21 protein-coding genes are annotated in these 21,792 nt (G+C 69.2%); 16 read left to right on the top strand and 5 right to left on the bottom strand.

The genetic code is table 11. From position 1 onward, the window contains the following. The 4 genes from ACZ5BU_RS36325 (at position 1) to ACZ5BU_RS36310 (ending at position 4,012) form a co-directional block, all read left to right on the top strand. Complete coding sequence (locus tag ACZ5BU_RS36325; protein ID WP_465705515.1) at positions 1–972, top strand: segregation and condensation protein A; 972 nt, start codon at positions 1–3, stop codon at positions 970–972. Between the two features lie 134 nt (positions 973–1,106). After that, the gene (gene scpB, locus ACZ5BU_RS36320) at positions 1,107–2,111 is read left to right on the top strand and encodes an SMC-Scp complex subunit ScpB (protein ID WP_465705513.1); all 1,005 of its coding nucleotides are present in this window, start codon (positions 1,107–1,109) and stop codon (positions 2,109–2,111) included. Next, positions 2,101–2,835 (top strand): pseudouridine synthase, encoded by a 735-nt coding sequence (locus ACZ5BU_RS36315; protein ID WP_465705511.1) that lies wholly within the window; start codon positions 2,101–2,103, stop codon positions 2,833–2,835. Before scpB ends, ACZ5BU_RS36315 begins: the two co-directional genes overlap by 11 nt. Before the next feature lie 115 nt (positions 2,836–2,950). After that, complete coding sequence (locus ACZ5BU_RS36310) at positions 2,951–4,012, top strand: Gfo/Idh/MocA family protein (RefSeq protein ID WP_465705509.1); 1,062 nt, start codon at positions 2,951–2,953, stop codon at positions 4,010–4,012. On the opposite strand, the gene ACZ5BU_RS36305 is transcribed toward ACZ5BU_RS36310, so the two are convergent. Then, positions 4,009–5,085, bottom strand: coding sequence for an alpha/beta hydrolase (locus ACZ5BU_RS36305; protein ID WP_465705507.1), 1,077 nt, complete (start codon positions 5,083–5,085; stop codon positions 4,009–4,011). The two genes, ACZ5BU_RS36310 and ACZ5BU_RS36305, sit on opposite strands and share 4 nt — an antisense overlap. A gap of 201 nt (positions 5,086–5,286) precedes the next feature. Between ACZ5BU_RS36305 and pafA the strand changes: the two genes are divergently transcribed. From pafA to ACZ5BU_RS36290, 3 genes are all read left to right on the top strand, one after another. Further along, positions 5,287–6,648, top strand: a complete 1,362-nt coding sequence (gene pafA, locus ACZ5BU_RS36300) for a Pup--protein ligase (protein ID WP_465705505.1) — start codon at positions 5,287–5,289, stop codon at positions 6,646–6,648. Positions 6,649–6,699: 51 nt separating this feature from the next. Beyond that, positions 6,700–7,980 (top strand): GNAT family N-acetyltransferase, encoded by a 1,281-nt coding sequence (locus tag ACZ5BU_RS36295; protein WP_465705503.1) that lies wholly within the window; start codon positions 6,700–6,702, stop codon positions 7,978–7,980. 145 nt (positions 7,981–8,125) lie between these two features. Then, positions 8,126–9,103, top strand: coding sequence for an FKBP-type peptidyl-prolyl cis-trans isomerase (locus tag ACZ5BU_RS36290; RefSeq protein ID WP_465705501.1), 978 nt, complete (start codon positions 8,126–8,128; stop codon positions 9,101–9,103). A gap of 51 nt (positions 9,104–9,154) precedes the next feature. On the opposite strand, the gene ACZ5BU_RS36285 is transcribed toward ACZ5BU_RS36290, so the two are convergent. Beyond that, positions 9,155–9,634, bottom strand: a complete 480-nt coding sequence (locus tag ACZ5BU_RS36285; RefSeq protein ID WP_465705500.1) for a hypothetical protein — start codon at positions 9,632–9,634, stop codon at positions 9,155–9,157. A gap of 76 nt (positions 9,635–9,710) precedes the next feature. Beyond that, complete coding sequence (locus ACZ5BU_RS36280) at positions 9,711–10,784, bottom strand: DUF3866 family protein (RefSeq protein ID WP_465705498.1); 1,074 nt, start codon at positions 10,782–10,784, stop codon at positions 9,711–9,713. Positions 10,785–10,871: 87 nt separating this feature from the next. On the opposite strand from ACZ5BU_RS36280, the gene ACZ5BU_RS36275 reads away from it, so the two are divergent. After that, a complete protein-coding gene (locus ACZ5BU_RS36275; protein ID WP_465705496.1) occupies positions 10,872–11,825 on the top strand; it encodes a helix-turn-helix transcriptional regulator in 954 nt (317 codons plus the stop codon). Continuing rightward, entirely contained in the window at positions 11,822–12,793 is a 972-nt protein-coding gene (locus ACZ5BU_RS36270) for a helix-turn-helix transcriptional regulator (protein WP_465705494.1), read from the top strand. Before ACZ5BU_RS36275 ends, ACZ5BU_RS36270 begins: the two co-directional genes overlap by 4 nt. Here ACZ5BU_RS36270 and ACZ5BU_RS36265 read toward each other — a convergent pair. After that, entirely contained in the window at positions 12,790–13,980 is a 1,191-nt protein-coding gene (locus tag ACZ5BU_RS36265; protein ID WP_465705492.1) for a winged helix DNA-binding domain-containing protein, read from the bottom strand. The two genes, ACZ5BU_RS36270 and ACZ5BU_RS36265, sit on opposite strands and share 4 nt — an antisense overlap. 130 nt (positions 13,981–14,110) lie before the next feature. Here ACZ5BU_RS36265 and ACZ5BU_RS36260 point away from each other — a divergent pair, with 130 nt between their 5' ends. The 5 genes from ACZ5BU_RS36260 (at position 14,111) to ACZ5BU_RS36240 (ending at position 17,311) form a co-directional block, all read left to right on the top strand. Further along, positions 14,111–14,302 (top strand): hypothetical protein, encoded by a 192-nt coding sequence (locus ACZ5BU_RS36260; protein WP_465705490.1) that lies wholly within the window; start codon positions 14,111–14,113, stop codon positions 14,300–14,302. Positions 14,303–14,358: 56 nt separating this feature from the next. Beyond that, complete coding sequence (locus tag ACZ5BU_RS36255) at positions 14,359–14,661, top strand: twin-arginine translocase TatA/TatE family subunit (RefSeq protein WP_465705488.1); 303 nt, start codon at positions 14,359–14,361, stop codon at positions 14,659–14,661. Positions 14,662–14,683: 22 nt separating this feature from the next. Further along, positions 14,684–15,502 (top strand): twin-arginine translocase subunit TatC, encoded by an 819-nt coding sequence (gene tatC / locus ACZ5BU_RS36250; protein ID WP_465705487.1) that lies wholly within the window; start codon positions 14,684–14,686, stop codon positions 15,500–15,502. A 2-nt stretch (positions 15,503–15,504) separates the two neighbouring features. Then, complete coding sequence (locus ACZ5BU_RS36245; RefSeq protein ID WP_465705485.1) at positions 15,505–16,377, top strand: diacylglycerol/lipid kinase family protein; 873 nt, start codon at positions 15,505–15,507, stop codon at positions 16,375–16,377. A gap of 100 nt (positions 16,378–16,477) precedes the next feature. Continuing rightward, a complete protein-coding gene (locus ACZ5BU_RS36240) occupies positions 16,478–17,311 on the top strand; it encodes a chitosanase (protein ID WP_465705483.1) in 834 nt (277 codons plus the stop codon). 140 nt (positions 17,312–17,451) lie between these two features. On the opposite strand, the gene ACZ5BU_RS36235 is transcribed toward ACZ5BU_RS36240, so the two are convergent. Further along, a complete protein-coding gene (locus ACZ5BU_RS36235) occupies positions 17,452–17,922 on the bottom strand; it encodes a MarR family winged helix-turn-helix transcriptional regulator (RefSeq protein ID WP_465705481.1) in 471 nt (156 codons plus the stop codon). A gap of 70 nt (positions 17,923–17,992) precedes the next feature. Here ACZ5BU_RS36235 and ACZ5BU_RS36230 point away from each other — a divergent pair, with 70 nt between their 5' ends. Next, positions 17,993–18,886: an alpha/beta hydrolase gene (locus ACZ5BU_RS36230; protein ID WP_465705479.1), complete on the top strand. Its 894-nt coding sequence runs from the start codon at positions 17,993–17,995 to the stop codon at positions 18,884–18,886. A gap of 10 nt (positions 18,887–18,896) precedes the next feature. After that, positions 18,897–21,710 carry a DEAD/DEAH box helicase gene (locus ACZ5BU_RS36225; RefSeq protein ID WP_465705477.1) on the top strand — a complete coding sequence of 938 codons (2,814 nt, stop codon included), beginning with the start codon at positions 18,897–18,899 and terminating at the stop codon, positions 21,708–21,710. Positions 21,711–21,792 lie beyond the last annotated feature (82 nt).

The raw sequence follows: 21,792 nt of genomic DNA, 5'->3' as shown, positions 1-21,792 counted from the left end.
GTGTCCTCCGCGGAACCAGTGGACCTCGGGCCTGACGCGACTGTTGCCGAGGGCAAGGGGTTCAGCGTTCACCTGGAGAACTTCGAGGGCCCGTTCGACCTGCTGCTGCAGCTGATCTCGAAACACAAGCTGGACATCACCGAGATCGCGCTGTCGGTGATCACCGACGACTTCATCGCGCACATCAAGGCGCTCGGCTCCGAGTGGGACCTCGACCAGACGTCGGAGTTCCTGCTGATCGCGGCGACGCTGCTGGACCTGAAGGCGGCGCGGCTGCTGCCGAAGGGCGAGGTCGAGGACGACGAGGACCTGGCGCTGCTCGAGGCACGGGACCTGCTGTTCGCGCGGTTGCTGCAGTACCGCGCGTTCAAGCAGATCGCGGCGCTGGTGCAGGACCGGATGGCGATCGAGGCCAAGCGGTTCCCGCGGGCGGTCGGGGTGGAGCCGCGGTTCGCGGAGCTGCTGCCCGAGGTGCTGCTCGGGCTCGATCCGGCCGGGTTGGCCGCGCTGGCGGCCCGTGCGCTCGCGCCGAAGAACGACGTACCGCCTGAGGTTTCGCTGGCGCATCTGCACGCGCCGGCCGTCACTGTGCGGGAGCAGGCGGTCGTGATCGTGGACCGGTTGCGGCGGCAGCGGAGCGCGACGTTCCGGTCGTTGGTGGCTGATTCACCGGACACTGTGACGACGGTGTGCCGGTTCCTGGCGCTGCTGGAGCTGTTCCGGGAGGCGGCGGTGTCGTTCGACCAGGTGACACCGTTGGGTGAGCTGACGGTCCGCTGGACAGGTACGGACGACGGCGACATCGCGGTCAGCGACGAGTTCGACGAGGAACGCAAACCCGACGACGAGACCGGCGAGGCCCCGCGCGTCGAGGACGACCCCGACTTCCTCGAACCAGGCCCCAGCCTCACCGACGAATCCGACATCGAACCGGCCCCGCCCGCCACCCCTGACGAGACGGCAGACCAGTGACCGACAACGGCGACCCCACCCTCCCCCCAACCGACCCCACCGCCGCGGGTGGGGAGGATCTTGTACCCGAATCGGGCAGTAATCCTCCCCAGCCTGAGGTGCGGGCCGATGAGCGGGAGGATCTTGTAGCTGAAGTGAGCGGTAGCGCTGCCCAGTCGGACATCGAAGCGGCGGCGGACGACTTACGCGACGATGACGAGGATCATCTGCCGGCGGGGCAGACTGCGTTGGCGGTGGGGGACGAGGTTGTTGTCGACGACGACACGATGCGGCGGGCGCTCGAGGCGATTCTGATGGTGACGGACGAGCCGTTGCCGGTGCTGACGCTGGCGCGGGCGGTCGGGCGTCCTACGGGAGACATCGCGGCGGCGCTGGCCGAGTTGGCAGCGGAGTACACCGAGCAGGGGCGTGGGTTCGACCTGCGTGAGATCGGCGACGGCTGGCGGTACTACACCCGCGCCGAAGCCGCGCCGTACGTCGAACGCTTCGTCCTCGACGGGCAACAGGCACGGCTGACCCAGGCGGCGCTGGAGACCCTCGCGGTGATCGCGTACAAGCAGCCGGTCAGCCGCGCGCGGGTCTCCGCGATCCGCGGCGTGAACGTCGACGGTGTCGTGCGTACGCTCGTCGCCCGCGGGCTGGTCGAGGAGGCCGGCGCCGACACCGAGTCGCAGGCCACGCTGTACCGCACCACGACGTACTTCCTGGAACGCATGGGCATGCAGTCCTTGGACGACCTCCCCGAGCTCGCCCCGTACCTCCCCGAAATGGACGACATCGAGGAAGAGCTCGCCGCCCAAACCCTCCCACCGGCAACCCCTGCGGAGGGCGAGCTCGACCAAACCGCCACCGAGCCGACAGCCGACACGGATCAGCCCGCTGCCGAACTCGAAGCTGAAGGCGAGCCTGCAGCTGACAGCTCCGCCGAGGACGCGGTCGCGACGGACGAGCAGGTCGCCGGGGGTACTACCTGGTCGGACGTCGCCGAGGTTGATGCCGAGGAGGTGTCCGCAGCCGGCGGACCCGCGGACGACGCGGGCGACGCCGACTCCACCACCGACGCCACTACTGACGCAGACGATGCCGAAACCCACGCGGGTCGCGTGGAGGGGGCTGGTGGGGTGCGGTATGGGGGATGAGAGCGGGGTTCGGCTGCAGAAGGTTTTGGCTCGGGCGGGGGTGGCTTCGCGGCGGAATGCCGAGTTGATGATCGAGGAGGGGCGGGTCGAGGTCGACGGGCGGGTGGTGACCGAGTTCGGGGTTCGGGTGGATCCTGAGACGGCTGTCATCCGGGTCGACGGGGCGCGGATTCCGCCGGTCAGTGCGCACGTTTATCTGGTGCTCAACAAGCCGCGCGGTGTCGTGACGACGATGTCCGATCCGCAGGGAAGGCCTTGTATTACTGACTTCGTGCAGGACCGGCCGGAGCGGTTGTTCCACATCGGGCGGCTCGACACCGACACCGAAGGCCTGCTGCTGCTCACCAATCACGGCGAGTTCGCGCACCGCCTCGCGCACCCGTCGTACGAGGTGTCGAAGACGTACGTCGCCGAGGTCGAAGGCAACGTCAAACCGGGTGTATTACGCAGCCTCCTGGACGGGATCGAGCTCGACGACGGCCCGGCGCGCGCCGACACCGTGAAGATCGTGTCGACCGTACCGGGCCGCACCCTGATCGAGATGAGCCTGCACGAAGGCCGGAACCGGATCGTCCGGCGGATGTTCGACGCGGTCGGGCATCCGGTGAAGCGGCTGACCCGGACCGCGATCGGCCCGGTCCGCCGCGGCAACCTGCACACCGGCGAACTCCGCGAACTCGACTCCAAGGAACTCGGCCAGCTCCTCGACCTGGTCGAGTTGTAGTCACACCTGCAGATCGGCCTCCTGGGGCGGGTGGCGCACCAGGTGACTTGGCAAGCGCTTGCCGGTGTGACGTAGGCTGACCCGGGCAGACATCACAAACCGGTCGGAGGAACTCTTGTCTTCCACGCACTCAGGGCAAGCTGTCAGGTTCGCCGCGGTCGGGCTCGATCACGCGCACATCTTCGGACAGGTCGCCGGGCTGATCGCCGCCGGTGCGGAGTTCGTCGGGATGGCCACCGACGACCCGTCCGCGGCCGTCGCCACTTCGATGCGGGAGCGGTACCCGGACGTGCCGGTCGCCGGCAGCCCGGACGAGCTGATCGCGCGGGACGGGATCGACCTGATCGTGACCGCCGGCGTGCCGGACCGGCGCGGTCCGATCGCGGTCGACGCGTTGCTGGCCGGGAAGGACGTCGTCTCGGACAAGCCCGGCTGCGTGAGCCTGGAGCAACTGGAGGAGATCAGGAAGGCGGTCGATCAGAGCGGCCGGTTCTGGTCGGTCACGTTCTCGGAGCGCTTCGAGGTCCCGAGCGTGGTCAAGGCCGGCGAGCTGGTCCGCGAGGGCCGGATCGGGACGGTCGTGCAGACGCTCGGGCTCGGTCCGCACCGCATCGGCGACCGCGCGCACCTGTCCGGTGGAGCGGGCCGGCCCGACTGGTTCTACGACAATGCGCGGTACGGCGGCATCCTGACCGATATCGCCTCGCACCAGATCGACCAGTTCCTGTGGTTCACCGGGGCGCGGACGGCCGAGGTCGTGACGAGTACGGTCGGGAACTTCGCCAACCCCGACGAGCCCGGGCTGCAGGACTTCGGCGAGATCCTGCTGCGCAGTGAGAACGCCCAGGGGTACATCCGCGTCGACTGGTACACGCCTGCCGGGCTGGGGACGTGGGGCGACGGCCGGCTGATGATCCTCGGCACCGACGGCTACCTGGAGCTCCGCAAGTACGTCGACATTGCGGGGCGCGACGGCGGCGACCACCTGTTCCTGGTGAACCAGGAGGGTACGCAGTACGTCGACTGCTCGGGTATCGAGATCACGTACTACGCCGACCTGCTGCGCGACGTACGGGAGCGGACGATGACGGCTGCGCCGCAGGAGCACACCTTCGAAACGATGCGGCTGGCCTTGACGGCCCAGCAGCAGGCGACTGTCCGCGGCGCGGCCCGTTAGCGGAGGTTCCGGTCGAAGAACTCCCGGACCAGTCGCCGTACGACGGGAACGCCGCAGCGGGACGCTCCGACCAGCGTGTCCCGGTCTGCCTCCGTCATGAGGCCCGCCGACTGCAGCTGGGAGGCGAACGCGGCGTAGTCCGTCCAGATCCAGTGATTGGCGTCGGACAGCTGCACGCGGCGTACCGGACCGCCTTGGGCGATCACAGCCGACCAGGTGCGGTCGAAGCGCGTGTCGCGGAACCCGTCCGTCCCTGCAAGCAGCAGCGGCTTCTTAGGGATCTCGTAGAGCTGTCCGTCGAGGGAGTCGAGGTAGCCCTCCAGGTTGACGCCTGCGCGGACAAGCGGGTGCTGCAACGAGACCGCGGCCGTAGCACCGCCTGCAGAGTGGCCGTAGACACCGACACGATGTACGTCGACAGAGCTGTGCACTGACGAGAGGTGGTCCAGTACGAACCGCAGGTCCGCGAAGCGCGTGTCCATCATCAGCCGCGACCGCACTGGATCGGTCTGCACGTCCGGGCTGATCTCGATGACCCGGAGCCGTCCGTCCGGGAACACGACCTCGCTCGCTTCACCAGGGTGGTCCACGGTGATCACGACGTACCCGTGACTCGCGAGGTCCTCGGCCAGCGACGTGCCGATGGTTCTTGGGTCCGCACCGGCCGGGCTGTAGACCAGGGTCGGCCGACGGCCGGGCAGGGCCGGAGCGTCGACGTACGAGTGAGTCAAAGTGGCTGCCCAGTCCACGCCGCTCTGTGGCAGCTGCGGATGAAGGAGGCCGGCGTCCAGCCCCTTGAACACCTCAGCTGCGGCTGGAGCGAGCTGCGGGGCGCGCTGGTGACCGGCTACCGCGACTGCTGGGTAGAAGACCGACAGGACGAGCTCACGCGTCGGGGCGCCGTTCCAGGGGTCGGAGCGGTGCGTGTCGGTCAGTGCGCGGGTCGTCGTACCAACGGGCCACGGACCGGTCGGGGCTGGAAGGCGCAGGATGCGGTCGGTGCTTGCGGACGCTGTCTGGATGCCGGTCAGCGAAGCGGCGGCGACCGTGGCGATAAAGGTTCGTCGTCTCATGCCGCTGACGCTGACAGGCCGAGCCGCCCGCGTCAGCCGATCCCAAGCATTCTCCACCCGGACTTCCAGCCCCAGGTGGAGACGCAGCCACCGTTGAGGACCGTAACGACCCATTGGTGCGGGCATCAAAGGGATAACGCCGGACGACGGCGCGCCTGGGACATCGCCCGCTTGTCGGAAGAGCGCCGTACTGTGGTGGATGTGAACCGGCGAATCTTCGGTCTCGAGAACGAGTACGGCGTCACCTGTACGTTCCGCGGGCAGCGGCGACTGACCCCGGACGAGGTCGCGCGGTACCTCTTCCGTCGTGTCGTGTCCTGGGGGCGGAGCAGCAACGTCTTCCTCCGCAACGGCGCCAGGTTGTACCTCGACGTGGGCTCGCACCCGGAGTACGCCACCGGTGAGTGCGACTCGGTCACCGACCTGATCGCGCACGACAAGGCCGGCGAGCGGATCCTCGAGGGCCTGCTGGTGGACGCGCAGAAGCGGCTGCACGACGAGGGCATCTTCGGCGACGTCTACCTGTTCAAGAACAACACCGACTCGGCCGGCAACAGCTACGGCTGCCACGAGAACTACCTGGTCAGCAGGCACGGCGACTTCGCGAAGCTCGCCGACGTACTGATCCCGTTCCTGGTCACCCGCCAGCTGATCTGCGGCGCCGGCAAGGTGCTGCAGACGCCGCGTGGTGCGGTGTACTCGGTGAGCCAGCGCGCCGAACACATCTGGGAAGGGGTGTCCAGCGCGACCACCCGGTCCCGGCCGATCATCAACACCCGGGACGAGCCGCACGCGGACGCCGAGCGGTTCCGCCGGCTGCACGTGATCGTCGGCGACTCGAACATGTCCGAGACCACGATGCTGCTCAAGGTGGCCAGCACCGACCTGGTGCTGCGGATGATCGAGGCCGGCATCGTGATGCGCGACCTGACCCTGGACAACCCGATCCGGGCGATCCGGGAGATCAGCCACGACATGACCGGCCGCCGCGAGGTCCGGCTGGCGAACGGCCGCGAGGCGAGCGCCCTCGACATCCAGGGCGAGTACCTGAACAAGGCACGCGACTTCGTCGACCGCCGCGAGCTGGGGACGCCGGCCGTGGAGCGGGCGCTGTCGTTGTGGGAGCGGACGCTGAAGGCGATCGAGTCCGGTGACCTGTCCGGGATCGAGCGCGAGATCGACTGGGTGATCAAGTACCGGCTGATCGAGCGCTACCGCTCGCAGAACAACCTCGGCCTGGCCAGCCCGCGGGTCGCGCAGCTCGACCTGGCGTACCACGACATCCACCGGCCGCGCGGGCTCTACTACCTGCTCGAGCGGAGGGGCGCCGTCACCCGGGTCGTCGACGACCTGCGCGTGTTCGAGGCCAAGTCGGTGCCGCCGCAGACCACACGGGCGCGGCTGCGCGGCGAGTTCATCAAGCGGGCCCAGGAACGGCGTCGCGACTTCACCGTCGACTGGGTGCACCTGAAGCTCAACGACCAGGCCCAGCGGACGGTGCTCTGCAAGGACCCCTTCAAGTCCCACGACGAAAGAGTCGAAAAGCTCATCGCCAGCATGTAGGTGCCGGCTAAATGAAGTGCTCGGTCGCCAGGTGCTGCTTAGAAAGGGCACATGGCGATCGACATCCGGCCGGTGACCCGTGCCGAGACAGCTGAGTACCTGCGCGTCCTGCCGTACGTGAACGGCTTCCCGCAAGAAGAGCCTGAGCCGTCGGCCTGGTACGCCGGTAGCGCGGCCTGGCCGCCGCAGGTTCCGAAGACCGCCGCCGACATCGAGCGGTACGTCGAGGAGCTGCAGGCGGACTGGTTCCGCCCACAGGCCGCGTTCGTGGACGGGAAGATCGCGGGCGGGTCGGCGATCGTCTCGGTACAGCTCACCGTGCCGGGCGGCCGGCAGGTGGCGCTTGGCGGGGTGACGTCGACGGCCGTACTGCCGACGTACCGGCGACGTGGGCTGTTGCGGCAGATCATGTCCGCGATGCTGGACGACTGCCGAGAGCGCGGGGAGTTCCTGGCCGGGCTGAGCGCCAGTGAGGGAACGATCTACGGGCGGTACGGCTTCTCGCCTGCGACGTTCCAGCACCGCTGGGAGGTACGCCGTACGGACGCCGCGTTCCGGGACGACTTCACGGACTCCGGTGCGCTCGACCTGGTCGACGCTGTGGTGGCGGCTGAGGTGTGGCCGGTGCTGCACGAGCAGGTGCGGGCTCGGCGCGTGGGAGAGATCAGCCCGCTGCCGGGCAAGTGGGACGGGTTGGGCGACCTGCCGGCGGACGGCCGGGGCGTGGCGCACCACCTGGTACATCGAGATGGGACGGGTGCGGTGGACGGCGCTGCCATCTTCCGGCTGCCGTGGGCACCGGACCCGGCCGACGCCGGCGTACTGCAGGTGGAGGCGTTCGAGGCGCTGACGTCCGACGCGTACCGGGCGTTGTGGGGGCTGCTGCTGGACTTCGACCTGACCAAGCGGGTCGTGGCCGCGCGACGCCCGGTCGACGAGCCGCTGCGGTGGATGCTGACGAACCCACGGGCGCTCAGGCTGACCAGGACCCGCGACAACCTGTGGCTGCGCGTTCTCGACGTACCGCGGGCTCTCGAGGCACGCACGTACGCCGCGACGGATTCACTCGTACTGGACGTGTCCGACGACCTGTACGGCGGCGGCCGCTGGCGGCTGGACGCAGCGCCGGATGGGGCGACCTGCAAGCCCGTGGACGAGGAAGCGGATGCCTGCCTGAGCGTGAACGAGCTGGGCTCCCTCTACCTCGGCGGAGTGCGCGCGAGCGAACTGGCGTACGCCGGCCGGATCACCGAACGCACGCCCGGAGCCCTGTCCCGGCTGGACGCGCTGCTGCGGCCGGATCGTGCTCCGCACAACGCTGTGGGCTTCTGAACCCCAGTGACTGTGCGTGGTGTGACGCAACGGTGACTCGGGCGCCTGCAGACCATGTTGAACCAGCCAGCTAGGGTGGTCCGCGTTGTTGACCGGAGGCAAGCGGCGCACTATCGGCGCCGGGATGGTTCGAGGTGCTGGTTTCGTGCGCAAGTTGTTGAGTCTGGTCGTGGTTGCGGCGCTGGGGTCGTCCCTGGTGGCGTGCGGATCGGGCAAGAAGGACGAGTTCGACGCCGCCGGCATCAAGGTGACCTCGGACTTCGGGCAGAAGCCGACCATCACGCACCGCCAGGGTGACCCGGAGAAGCAGTTGGTGACCGAGGTCCTCAAGGAGGGCGACGGCCCGGAGGTGAAGAAGGGTGAGCTGCTCACCGCGAACTACCTCGGCCAGATCTGGCGCGACGGCAAGGTCTTCGACAACTCCTACGACCGCGGCGCGCCGTCGTCCTTCCCGATCGGGGTCGGCGGCGTCATCTCCGGCTGGGACGAGGGCCTGGTCGGCAAGAAGATCGGCAGCCGCGTGCTGCTCTCGATCCCGTCCGACAAGGGCTACAAGTCCCAGGGCAACGAGCAGGTGGGTATCAAGGGCGACGACACGCTGATCTTCGTCGTCGACCTGGTCGCCGCGGCCGGCAACGACACGCCGCTGGACGCGAAGCCGGTCACCCCGTCGACGCCGACCAAGATCACGGTCAGCGGCCCGCTGAACGCGGAGCCGAAGGTGACGGTCGCCGCAGGTACCAAGCCTCCGGCCAAGCCGGGCAAGCCGGTCGTGTTCGCACTCGGCAACGGCAAGCCGATCGAGAAGAGCGACCAGCTGGTCGGCCGGTTCGTCATCTACGACTACACGGGCAAGAAGCAGGGGAGCACCTGGGACCCGCAGCCCGCCACTGCGCAGAGCCCCGCTCAGCCGGCTGCGCCGACCGACCAGGGGCTTCTGGTCGGCCCGAATGCCAGCGGCCAGACCGGACCGTTGGACGGCCTCGCCGGCATCCCGGTCGGTAGCCGCGTCCTCGTCGAGCTCCCGTCGTCGAAGGACCAGACGTCCGGCAAGACTCTGAACGCCTTCGTGGTGATCGACATCCTGAACGCCTTCCCGGCCCCGAAGCAGACGGGTCAGTAAGAAGCTTCCTGAAGGACCGGCTCCCTGGCGTGGGAGCCGGTCCTTCTGCGTTCACCGGCGGCGGAACCAGCGGTTCGCGTCCGGGTGGAAGCTCAGCACGATCGCGGTGATCACCGCGGTGATGTGTACGCAGCGGATCGCGGTGAACGCGATGAACGACGCGGTCCAGTGGATCGTGCCGACGTCGCCGTTGTGGAGCAGCCAGCCGATCGGGCCGGCCACCAGCGACCCGATGCCGACGGTCCCGAGCAGGCCGGTGAGGAGCCAGCGGGACCAGCGCACGCCGGGCCGGAAGTACCGGTCGATGACGACGAACAGGCCGCCGTACACGATCGCGCGGAACGCGATCTGGACGAACAGGCCGAGGACCGGAGCGCCGTCGGCGATCGCGCCGAGGACTCCGAGGACGGACTCGGCGACACCGGCACCGACTGCGGCGAGCCACAACGTGGTCGCGCCCCGGACAGCCAGCGGCGGCGCGGGCCTGGCCACGTCGTGAATCGTGAGGTTGCGGTGTTTGGTGCTGTTCATACCCCAACTGTCGCCGCGCGGACCGTCCCGATCAGGAGTGCTGCGACCCCACCCCGGGTAGACCTGAACCCACCGCTCAGTGGAGGTCCACGAGGCCGGCGGCGTGGCGGCCGGCGGCGGCTGCGGCCTCGAAGTAGGCGCGGTCCTCGTCCAGACCGCGGCCCATCGTCGACAGCTTCACCGGGGCTGCCAGCATCGCTTCGTACAGCCCGTCGACACCCACGCGCACCACGCGGTGGCGTGCCTTCAGCGGCTCTGCGGCATCGCGTACGGCGTCACCGAAGTCCCCTGGCAGGTCCGGTACGACGACGTCGGCCGGCTGGAGCGCTACGCGGCCGTACGCCGTCAGGCTGTGGTGAGAGATGCCGCGGTGACGTGGCCGCGGGTCCGCCTCGGAGATGCGCAGCGAAGCGACGGCCCGGCCGCCCAGTGTGCCGATTGCGTTGACCGCATCACCTGACTGCACCCCGGAGAAGCCCCAGCGCGTCCCGGTGCCCAGGTTGCCCGGTCCTTGCGTGATCACGACCAGCTCGGCGGAGAGAACCTGTACTGCGGTTAGCAGCCCGGTGTGGACCGTTACGGCCTCACGGTCTCCGCCGTACGCCTGACCGACCGTGACGGTGCCACTGAGCCAGCCGGCATCCCGCAGCGCCGCGACACTCCGAGAGAACGCCAGCGGCAGTGCACCGCCGTCCGTCATCACGTAAACGACGCGTGTGGTCGGCCGAGCCTCGTACACACCAGCCAGGACAGCCGGCAGCGCGGAGTGCAGGTCTGCGACGACCACGGGCGTACCGAAGAGCTCGTCTGCGTCTCGTAGTACGTCGTGGTCGGGGGAGTCCTGCTCGTCCGCTCCCATCACCATGGCCTGCAGCGGCGTGTAGCGAGCCTTCACCAGGTGTCCGTGCTCCGGCGGATCCGCCGGCAGCCGGTCCGGTACGGCGACCACCAAGGCGTAACCGCCCGTCCCGAGACCCCGGTCCAGCGCGCCCACGTTCAAGAGCACGCGGTCGCCCACAACCGGCGTACCAACGAGGTCTGGGTACGCCAGAGCGCGCACAGGCTGTGCCCCGACCGTCACCGTCAGCTCAAGGGCCCCGGCCCAGCTCCGCCCGACCTGTGCGACCACACCGTCCCGCCAACGAATCACGGTCTGACCCTACTGGGTCGAACCGGTGTTCGAAGTTTCGGTGCGGAAAGGCGGGTTTTGCACGCCCGGAGGCCGTAAGGTGGTCGGGTGTCGGCGCGGAAGAGTGAGCGGCTGCTCAACGTGGTCATCTGCCTCCTGGTCGCGCGCACCTATGTGACCAAGGAGCGGATCCGCGAGGTCGTCGAGGGGTACGCGGGGCAGACCGACGACGCGTTCGAGAAGATGTTCGAGCGGGACAAGGACGAGCTGCGCGAGCTCGGCATCCCGATCGAGATGGGCACGATCGACAAGTTCTTCTCCGACGACGTCGGGTACCGGATCCGTCGCGACGTCTTCGAGCTCCCCGAGGTCCACCTGGAGCCGGACGAGGCCGCTGTACTGGGCGTCGCCGCGCGCGTGTGGCAGCACGCGGGGCTGTCCGAGGCGACCACGTCCGCGGTGCTGAAGCTGAAGGCGGCCGGGATCCAGACCGACCAGTCGGCGCTGAGCGCGATCGAGCCGCATGTCGGCGCGTCCGAGCCGGCGTTCGACCCGCTGTGGGCGGCTGTCGTCGCGCGTCAGGCGGTCCGGTTCCAGCACCTGCGCAGTGGGGCCTCCGAGCCGACCACGCGCACGCTGGAGCCGTGGGGGATCGTGTCGTGGCACGGCCGTTGGTACGTCGTCGGCCGCGACCGCGACCGCGAGGCGACCCGGATGTTCCGGCTGTCGCGGATCCCCGGCACGGTGAAGACGGTGGGGGAGCCCGGCGCGTTCACCGTTCCGGAAGGGACGGACCTGCGGTCGCTGGTGACCGAGCTGGCGCCGCCGCGGCCGACGTCCGAGGCGAAGGTCCGCGCGCGCACCGGCTCCTGTGTGAGCCTGCGCCGCCGCGCGAACGCCATCGAGCCGTACGAGGACGGCTGGGACCTGCTGCACGTCCCGTACGCCGACTCCTCCGTGCTCGCCGAGGAGATCGCGTCGTACGGAACGGACGCGGTCGTCGAGGGACCTGGCGACGTACTCGACGGTGTGCTGTGGCGGCTGCGGACGGTGGCCGGATGAGTAGCGCTCGCGATCAGGTGCAGCGGTTGCTCGCCCTTGTGCCGTATCTGCGGGAGAACGACGGTGCCCGCGTCGACGACGTCGCCAAGGAGTTCGGCGTCCGGCCGAAGCAGATCATCGCGGACCTGAAGGTGCTGTGGTTCTGCGGGCTGCCCGGTGCGCAGATGGGTGACCTGATCGAGATCGACATCGAGTCGGCCGAGGGCGACGGCGTCATCCACATCAACAACGCGGACTACCTGGCCCGCCCGCTGCGGCTGGCCGCGGACGAGGCTCTCGCGCTGCTGACCGCGCTCCGCACGCTTCGCGAGGTGACGGCCGGCCCGGACCGGGACGCGGTCGACCGCGCGATCGGGAAGCTGGAGCGGGCCGCCGGCGAGGCCGCCGCGGCGAGTGAAGGTGCCGCTGCGCACGTCCACGTGGAGCCGGCCGCGCCGGAGATCGCCGAGATCGTGAACCGAGGGCTGGCCACCAAGCGCCGGTTGCACCTGACGTACGACGTGCCGTCCCGCGACGAGACGACCGAAAGGGACGTGGACCCGATGCGGCTCGTGGTCTCCGAGGGGCGTACGTACCTCGAGGCCTGGTGCCGCCTGGCCGAAGACGTACGACTCTTCCGGCTGGACCGGATCGCCGATGTGAAGCTCCTCGACCTGCCGAGCGAGCCGCCGCCGGAGGCGACCCCGCGGGACCTGTCGAACGGCATGTTCCAGCCCTCCGAGCGGGACCTGCTCGCGACCGTCCGGCTCGCGCCGCCCGCGCGCTGGGTCGCGGAGTACTACCCGACCGAGTCCGTCGAGGAAGGCCCCGAGAACTCGCTGATCGTGAAGCTCCGGGTCGCCGACACCAACTGGCTGCAGCGCCTGGTCCTCCGCCTCGGCGGCGCCGCCACGGTCCTCGACCCACCCGACCTGAGCACCCGGATCGCCGCCACCGCCCGCGACGCGCTCTCGGCGTACGACCTCTAGCCCTGACTCAGCTGCTTCTCGAGCGGGGAGCGGAAGCGGGGGGTCACGCGGACCCCGGCCAGCCAGCTGGTCCAGCGGTCGGCCTCGGTCTCGACGAGCGCGGCCACGTCGGCGCCGACGTCCTCGAGCAGCTCGTACCGGACCTCGCCGGACTCGGGCTGCCCCCAGCCGCCGATGATCCGCCCGTCGGCCCAGATCGTCGGCCCGATGTTCCCGGTGTTGTCGAACAGCTTGGACTTGTGCCGCCCGAGGAACCAGTCGCGCTCCTTCCACCCCATCGGCGTCGGATCCAGTCCCGGCAGGAACGCCACCCAGGGATCAACCGGGACCTCCGGATCCTCGTCATCAGGCAGCACGTACCCGATCTGACCGTCCAGCTCGACCTCGACGGCCCGCACGGCTGCCAATGCCTTGCGGGTCTGCCCGAGCGTCCAACCGGCGTACCACTGCAGGTCAGCCGCCGTACCAGGGCCGAACGACCCCAGCCACGCCCGTGCGAGCGTCGTACGCGCCTCCTCCGCCGGCGGCTTGTCGCTGAGCCCGCCAGGCAGCCAGTCCGCAGACGGCGACCACTGGTGCTGGCCGCTCAGCCACGTGCCCAGCGGACGCCCACGTACGATCCGCCCTTCAGCAGCCAGCTGGAACAAGACCCTGCTCGTCACATAAGGCTGAGCCGCGTAGGACTTCCCAGTGGCCATGTTCAACCGCGTCCGCAACCGAGGCTCGTCCGCAGACAGCTCCTGCGCAGTGGCTGATCCCCGCAACGCCAGTGCGGTCGCCGTGGACTCCTCGACCGCCGCCAGCCAGTGCCCACACATCTCCGCGTCCTCGGCGACCCCGGCTTCGGCCAGGTGCTTCACCAGCAACTTCCGCTGCTTCACCGCGATGTCGTCCGTGCAGGCGGCCTGGACGACGGGCGCGAACGGCGTCGGTACGACGAACACCGTACGGCGCATGCCCAGCATCCGGATCAGCGTGCGGTCGTCGTACAGTGCACGTTCCGTACTCGCGACCTCACTCCCTGGTACGCGGGCCGCGACGCTCAGGTGCACCGTGGCCGGATCGGTCGCGTGCAGGGCGACCATCGACGCCGCCGCCTCGACCGGATCCGCCGCCTGGCAGCCCGCGCCCAGCCGGTGCCGGCGCCCGAGCCGTGCCTGCCGCTCCGCGACCCCGATCCGTCTCATCCGCACCCCTCGACCAGTTCGTACGCACCCTGCGCGACACTCGGTTTTACCATCACGTTCCGGCACCGTTGTCCGCGGAGACGCACCGCGGGTCGTGGGCCGCGGGCCGGGACCGGCTAGGCTCCTGGGTATGTACTGGTTCCTGCTCTTCGTCGCGGTGGTGGTGGTGTGGACGATCGTCCTCGCCCTGCTCGCGCTGAAGCTGTGGCGCCAGGGCAAGGCACTGACGCGTGAGTTGGTCGCCGCCCATTCCAAGCTGGACGCTGCGCAGTCCGGGGCCGGGTCTGGACAGACCCGTGAGGACACGCACGCCCCGGCGTAGTATTCGGCCACGAACTCAGGCTCGAGTCCCGAGTTGATGTTGAAAGGGAGATCGACATGGCAGCACCGCTCCTCGGTATGCCCCAAGGCGCAGAGTGGCTCGTCATCCTCGCGATCGTCGTGCTGCTGTTCGGATCGGCGAAGCTGCCGCAGCTGGTGAAGCAGCTCGGCAAGTCGAAGAAGATCTGGGAAGACGAGGTCGGCCCCAAGAAGAAGGACGCCGAGCTGACCGAAGAGGCCTCGCAGGCCACGGCCCAGCCGGTCCAGCCGGTTCAGCAGCCGGTCCAGCAGGCGCAGCCGAACCAGGCGAACGGCCAGGCGCCGGGCGACGGCCTGCCGCCGACGCACACGGCGAACTGAACAGAACGCCCCACCTGTGTCGATGGTGAAGTTCGGGCGACGGAAGGCGAACGAGGACCGCCGCCCGAAGGACCCAGAGGGTCGGATGACCCTGCGCGAGCACATCGTCGAGCTCCGCAACCGGTTGCTCATCAGCGTGCTCGCGATCGTGGTGTGCACGGTCGTGGCCTGGTTCGTGTACTACCAGGCCCTGGAGATCCTGAAGCACCCGTTCGAGACGGCCGTCAAGCCGTTCGCGGAGCACCGCGGCCTGAAGCCGCAGCTCACCTTCCAGGGTGTCGGTGACCCGCTGACGTTCCGGATCAAGGTGTCCGCGCTGCTCGGCCTGATCGTGGCCGGCCCGATCTGGCTGTACCAGCTCTGGGCGTTCATCGCGCCCGGCCTGCACCGCAGCGAGAAGAAGTGGGCCTACCTGTTCGCCGCGATCGCCGCGCCGCTGTTCGCGACCGGTATCGCGCTCGGCTACTGGACGCTGCCGAAGGGTATCCAGATCCTGCTCGGCTTCACCCCGGACCAGGTGCAGAACCTGATCGAGCTCGGCAAGTACCTCGACTTCGTGATCCGGACGTTGCTGGTGTTCGGGATCGCGTTCCTGATCCCGCTGGTCGTGGTGCTGCTGAACATGGTCGGCGTGGTGCCGTCGTCCGCGCTGGCCAAGTTCCGGCCGTACATCATCCTGGTGATCTTCGTGTTCGCCGCCGTCGCGACGCCGTCCGGTGACCCGTTCACGATGTGCCTGCTGGCGATCCCGATGTGCGTGCTGTTCTTCGCCTCCGAGGTGATCGCCCGGATCAACGACAAACGCCGCAAGGTCCGCAACGACGAGCTGCTGGCGGACTAGAGATGAGTCGGCGGATCGCGCTGGTGGTCAATCCCTCCAGCGGTAGGGGTCGTGGTGCGCGGATCGCACCGGCGGTGCGGGAGCGGCTGGCGGCCGCGGGGCTGACAGTCGACGTACACACCACCACGTGCGCGGAGGACGTCGGGAGGATCTCGGCCGAGGTGGTCGCGTCCGGTGCGGACGCGGTCGCGCTGATCGGCGGCGACGGCACGATTCACCTCGGTGCGCAGGTGCTGGCCAACTCGGGGATGCCGTTCGGCGTCATCCCGGCCGGTACCGGCAACGACTTCGCCCGCGGGATCGGCGTACCGCTGAAGGACCCGGGCGCCGCGGCCGACCTGGTGATCGCGGGCCGGACCCGCGCGATCGACCTCGCGGTCGCGAAGGACGAGTTCATCACCACGGTCGTCGCGGGCGGCTTCGACTCACTGGTGAACAAGCGCGCCAACGCGATGTCCTGGCCGAAGGGCAGCTCCCGCTACACGGTCGCGACGCTCGCCGAGCTGCGGACGTTCACCCCGCTCGAGTACGTCGTGACCGTCGACGACCAGATCGTCGAGACCAGGGCGATGCTGGTCGCGGTCGGCACCGGCCCGACGTACGGCGGGGGACTGCAGATCTGCGCCGGTGCCGAGATCGACGACGGGCTGCTGGACGTCACGATCATCAAGCCGGTGTCCCGGATGACCCTGCTGCAGCTGTTCCCGAAGCTGTCGAAGGGCACGCACGTCGGCCATCCGGCAGTGCACGCGTTGCGCGGCCGGTCGGTCCGGATCGAGTCGCCGGGCATCACGGCGTACGCCGACGGAGAGCCGCTGGGGCCGCTGCCGGTGGACATCGGGATCGCGCCCGGCGCCCTGACCGTCTTCCACTGAGACGAAATCACAAGGTTCCGAGGTGTTTTCATCCATGGGCTTCGTCTGATAGGAAAGCTTCCTAACAGTTCATTTCCTCGGACGCCCCTCGGAGGACCCCATGGAGAACCGCCCCACCCGCCGGACCACGCTGCTGCTCGGCCTGTCCCTCGCAGCGGTCCCGGCCGCCGGGCTCGCCGCCTCCCGCTACGCGCCGCACGCCGACGCCGCGGTATCGGTGAAGGCGACCGGCCTCGACGATCCCGCGAAGAAGGAGATCGCGATGGAGATCGTCTGCAGCGCGGAGAACTCGTCGCTGGACTGGAAGGCGCAGTACAAGTACATCGAGGACATCGACGACGGCCGCGGGTACACCGCGGGCATCATCGGGTTCTGCTCCGGGACCGGTGACATGCTCGACCTGGTCGAGCTGTACACCGACCGCAAGTCCGGCAACGTGCTGGCGAAGTACCTGCCGGCGCTGCGCAAGGTGAACGGCAGCGACTCGCACAAGGGTCTCGACCCGAACTTCACCAAGGACTGGAGGACCGCGGCCAAGGACTCGGTGTTCCAGCAGTGCCAGAACGACGAGCGCGACCGGGTGTACTTCAACCCGGCGGTCAAGCAGGGCAAGTCGGACGGCGTTCGTACGCTCGGTCAGTTCTGCTATTACGACGCGATCGTCATGCACGGTCCGGGGACCGACTCGACCAGCTTCGGCGGGATCCGCAAGCGCGCGCTGGGTCACGCGAAGCCGCCGTCGCAGGGCGGTAACGAGACGACCTGGCTCAACGCGTTCCTGGACGCGCGCGTCTGGGCGATGAAGCAGGAGGAGGCGCACAGCGACACCAGCCGGGTGGACACCGCGCAGCGCGTCTGGCTGAAGAAGGGCAACCTCGACCTGAACACCCCGCTGGACTGGAAGGTGTACGGCGACCCGTACCACATCGACTAGGCCGCACCACGAACCGCAGCCGGGCTCTCATCGACCACCAGGGAAGGGAGCCCGGCTGCCTCATGTCCGGGGCGGACCTGGGTCACTCACCAACCCGCTCCAGGGACCCGCCCGCTGGTCGTGGCTGAGCGTGGGGCGCGTCAGCTGCCTGCGGTTGATGAGTGGTGGCGGTCCGTGCGCGGGTCGAGCTCAGCGCGCTGGCGGAGCATCGCGAGGCTCGTGGACAGCTGGTCGACGACCGAGGCCGGTAGTACCGAGCCGATCCAGGTCTGTAGCTCGGCCTCGACCGTTGGTGTCGCGGCCTCGAGTGCGCGACGGCCTTCTGCGGTGAGCTCGACGAGTGAGGAGCGGCGGTCCGTGGGGTTCGCCGTGCGGCGGATGCGCCCCGCCGCCTCGAGCCGGTCGACGGCCTTGCTGGTGGCGCCGACCGTGATCGCCATCTCGCCGGCCAGGTCGAAGACGCGCGCGGTCTCGCGGGACGCGATGAAGCGGAGGAACTCGAACTGGCCGAGCGGCAGGTCGTGCTCGGCCTTCAGTCGCGCGTCGAGCGCGTTGTACAAACGCGTTTCCAACCGGACCAGGTCCGTGAACAATGCTGTGAGATCAGTCACGGAATTAGATTCCTTGGAATGTAGTTGAAGAGAACTATATTCCTCGGAATCTATCACTGGGAGACGAACCATGAGCGCTGCAGAACGCGCGGATGCGCGGAGCATGATCACCAAGGGCGAGGTCGGCCGGTCGCCGCAGGAGCAGCGGGCCGAGTTCGACGCCAGGTTCGGGTCGCTCCCGCTGGGCGACGACGTCACGCTCGCCGAGCGGACGATCGGCGGCGTACCGGCGCTCGACGTACGCGTCGACGGCGCGGACAAGCCCGGCGTCATCCTGTATCTGCACGGCGGCGGCTACGTGATCGGCTCGGCGCGGACCGGGGCGAACCTGGCGGCGCCGCTGTCCCGGCGCAGCGGCGTACCGGCGGTGTCGCTGGAGTACCGGCTCGCGCCCGAGCACCCGTTTCCGGCGGCGGTGCACGACGCGCTCGCGGCGTACCGGGAGCTGTCCGATCAGCCCGTCGTGATCGCCGGCGACTCGGCCGGTGGCGGGCTCGCGCTCGCCACGCTGATCGCGGCGCGGGCCGAAGGGCTGCCGATGCCCGTCGGGACGGTGCTGTTCTCGGCGTGGACCGACCTCGCACTGACCGGGCCGAGTATCGACGCGCGGGGCGACTACGACCCGCTGTTCAGCCGCCCGAACGTGGAGGAGACCGCCGAGCTGTACCTGGCCGGTACGGATCCGACGAACGAGCTCGCCAGCCCGGTCCTCGCCGACCTCACGGGCCTGCCGCCGCTGCTCGTCCAGGTCGGATCGGCCGAGGTGCTGCTCGACGACTCGCTCCGCCTGGTGGCGCGGGCCGCCGAGCAGGAGGTGGACGTCAGCCTCGACGTGATCGCCGGCGCACCGCACGTGTTCCAGTACTTCGCCGGCCTCCTCCCCGAGGCCGACGAAGCCCTCGACCACGCGGCGACCTTCATCACGAACCGCCTCCGCGACAAAGTTGTAGGCGGGGTCGCATAGATTGGTGTCCATGAGCACCCCGTCCGAGAAATACGCCGTGTTCCGCTCGGACCAGGAGCATCCCGCCGTGAAGGAGTTCCGGGCGCTCTACGACTTCAAGCTGGACGAGTTCCAGCTGCGCGCGTGCGCCGCCCTCGAGGACGGGCACCAGGTGCTGGTCGCGGCGCCGACCGGTTCCGGCAAGACCCTGGTCGGCGAGTTCGCCGTACACCTGGCGCTGGAGCGCGGGCAGAAGTGCTTCTACACGACCCCGATCAAGGCGCTGAGCAACCAGAAGTACGGCGACCTCGTCAGCCGGTACGGCGCCGACAAGGTCGGGCTGCTCACCGGCGACAACTCGATCAACTCCGAGGCCCCGATCGTGGTGATGACCACCGAGGTGCTGCGGAACATGCTGTACGCCGGATCGCAGACGCTGCTCGGTCTGTCGTATGTCGTGATGGACGAGGTGCACTACCTGGCCGACCGGGCCCGCGGCGCGGTCTGGGAAGAGGTGCTGATCCACCTGCCGGACTCGGTGTCGGTGGTCTCGCTGTCGGCGACCGTGAGCAACGCGGAGGAGTTCGGCGACTGGCTGGAGACCGTCCGCGGCAACACCGTCGTCGTCCTGGAGGAGAAGCGGCCGGTGCCGCTGTTCCAGCACGTGATGGTCGGGAAGCGGCTGCACGACCTGTTCGCCGGTGAGGCGCCGACCGCTCGGGTCGGCGCTCCCGCGTCGGGGCGCTCAGGGAACCCGGCCAAGGCTGCAGGCAAGGCGGACGTACGCGATCTGGTCAACCCGCAGCTCGTCCGGATCGCCCGCGACGACAGCCGGATCTTCCGCGACGACTCGCGCAAACCCCGGCGCCGGCGGGACCTGCCGAAGAACCGGCCGGCCAAGACGCACTTCACGCCGTACCGCTCCGACGTCGTCGAGGAGCTCGACGCGGGTGCACTGCTGCCCGCGATCTTCTTCATCTTCTCCCGCAAGGGCTGCGAGGACGCGGTCGTGCAGTGCCTGCGGTCCGGGCTGCGGCTGACCAAGCCGTCCGAGCGCGACGAGATCAAGCGGGTGGTGGCCGAGCGTACGGCGGACCTCCCGGACGAGGACCTCGGCGTGCTCGGGTACCACGACTTCGCCGAGGCGCTGTCCCGCGGGATCGCGGCGCACCACGCCGGCATGCTGGCGGCGTTCAAGGAGGTCGTCGAGGAGCTGTTCGCGCGCGGGCTGATCAAGGTCGTGTTCGCCACCGAGACGCTTGCCCTGGGCATCAACATGCCGGCGCGGACGGTCGTACTCGAGAAGCTGTCCAAGTGGAACGGCGAGGCGCACGTCGACATCACACCGGGGGAGTACACGCAGCTCACCGGGCGGGCCGGCCGGCGCGGCATCGACGTCGAGGGGCACGCGGTCGTGCTCTGGCAGCCCGGGTTCGACCCGCGGGCGGTGGCCGGCCTGGCGTCGACGCGTACGTATCCGCTGCGGTCCTCGTTCTCCCCGTCGTACAACATGGCCGTCAACCTGGTCCGCCAGGTCGGGCGGACGCGGGCGCGGGACATGCTCGAGCTGTCGTTCGCGCAGTTCCAGTCCGACCAGGCCGTCGTCGGGCTGGCGCGGCAGGTGCAGCGCAACACCGAGGCGCTCGAGGGGTACAAGGAGTCGATCGAGTGCCACCTCGGTGACTTCCTCGAGTACGCAGCGCTGCGCCGGCGGATCGGTGACCGCGAGGCGTCCGGGTCGAAGCGCCGCAAGCTCGACCGGCGGGTCGAGGCGCAGGAGTCGATCGAGAAGCTGAAGACCGGCGACATCATCCGGATCCCGGCCGGCCGGAGCGCCGGCTGGGCGCTGGTGCTCGACCCGGGTATGCGGTCCGAACGTGAAGGGCCGCGGCCGACCGTGCTGACGCTGGACCGGCAGGTGCGGAAGCTGTCGATGGTCGACTTCCCGGCGCCGGTCGAGGCGATCGGCGTCCTGCGGATCCCGCGCAAGTTCAACCCGCGCAACCCGCAGCAGCGCCGCGAGCTCGCCCAGGTACTGCGGACCCGCACCGACCTGCTCGGCGAGGACGGCCCGCCGTCGTCGCGTCATCGGGACGTGGTTGCGCACGCGGACGACCCGGAGCTGCAGGAGATGCGTGCTCAGCTGCGCGCTCACCCGTGCCACGGCTGCTCGGACCGCGAGGACCACGCCCGCTGGGCCGAACGGTACTTCCGGCTCGACCGCGAGAACCGCGACGTGCAGCGCAAGATCGAGCAGCGGACGAACACCATCGCCCGGCAGTTCGACCGGGTGTGCCAGGTGCTGGACGCGTTGCACTACCTGGACGGCGACAAGACGACCGAGGCGGGGGACCGGCTCGCCCGCATCTACACCGAGCTCGACCTCGTCGCGGCTGAGTGCCTCCGGCAAGGAGTCTTCGACGACCTGACGGTGCCGGAGCTGGCGGCCTGCCTGGCGGCACTCGTGTACGAGTCCCGTTCGAAGGACGAGCCGACGTCGCCGCGGTTGCCGCGTGGCGACGTACGACTCACCATCGAACGGATGGGCTCGATCTGGCGCGACCTGTCGGCGTTGGAGCGCGACATGCGGGTGGACTTCCTGCGCTCGATGGACCTCAACTTCTGCTGGCCCGCCTTCCGCTGGGCCTCCGGCGCCTCACTGGCCGAGGTCCTGTACGAGTCCGACCTGGCCGCCGGCGACTTCGTCCGCTGGGTCAAACAACTCATAGACCTCACCGAACAAATAGCCGACGCCGCCGGCCCCACCCCCCTCCGCTCCACGGCCCGCTCCGTAGTAGACCAAATCCGCCGAGGCGTAATCTCCTACGCCACCGTCGTCGACTAGCCCCACCACCCAAAGGACACCGCTCCGCGGCGGCTGTCTTCTGGCCGCCTTCGGCGGCGTGCTGCCGCTGCCTCGCCGGGCG

The sequence above is a fragment of the Kribbella sp. NPDC031520 genome (genome assembly GCF_055580825.1).
Note: the sequence above shows the minus strand (reverse complement) of the source record. Positions and strands in the feature narration are given on the sequence as shown.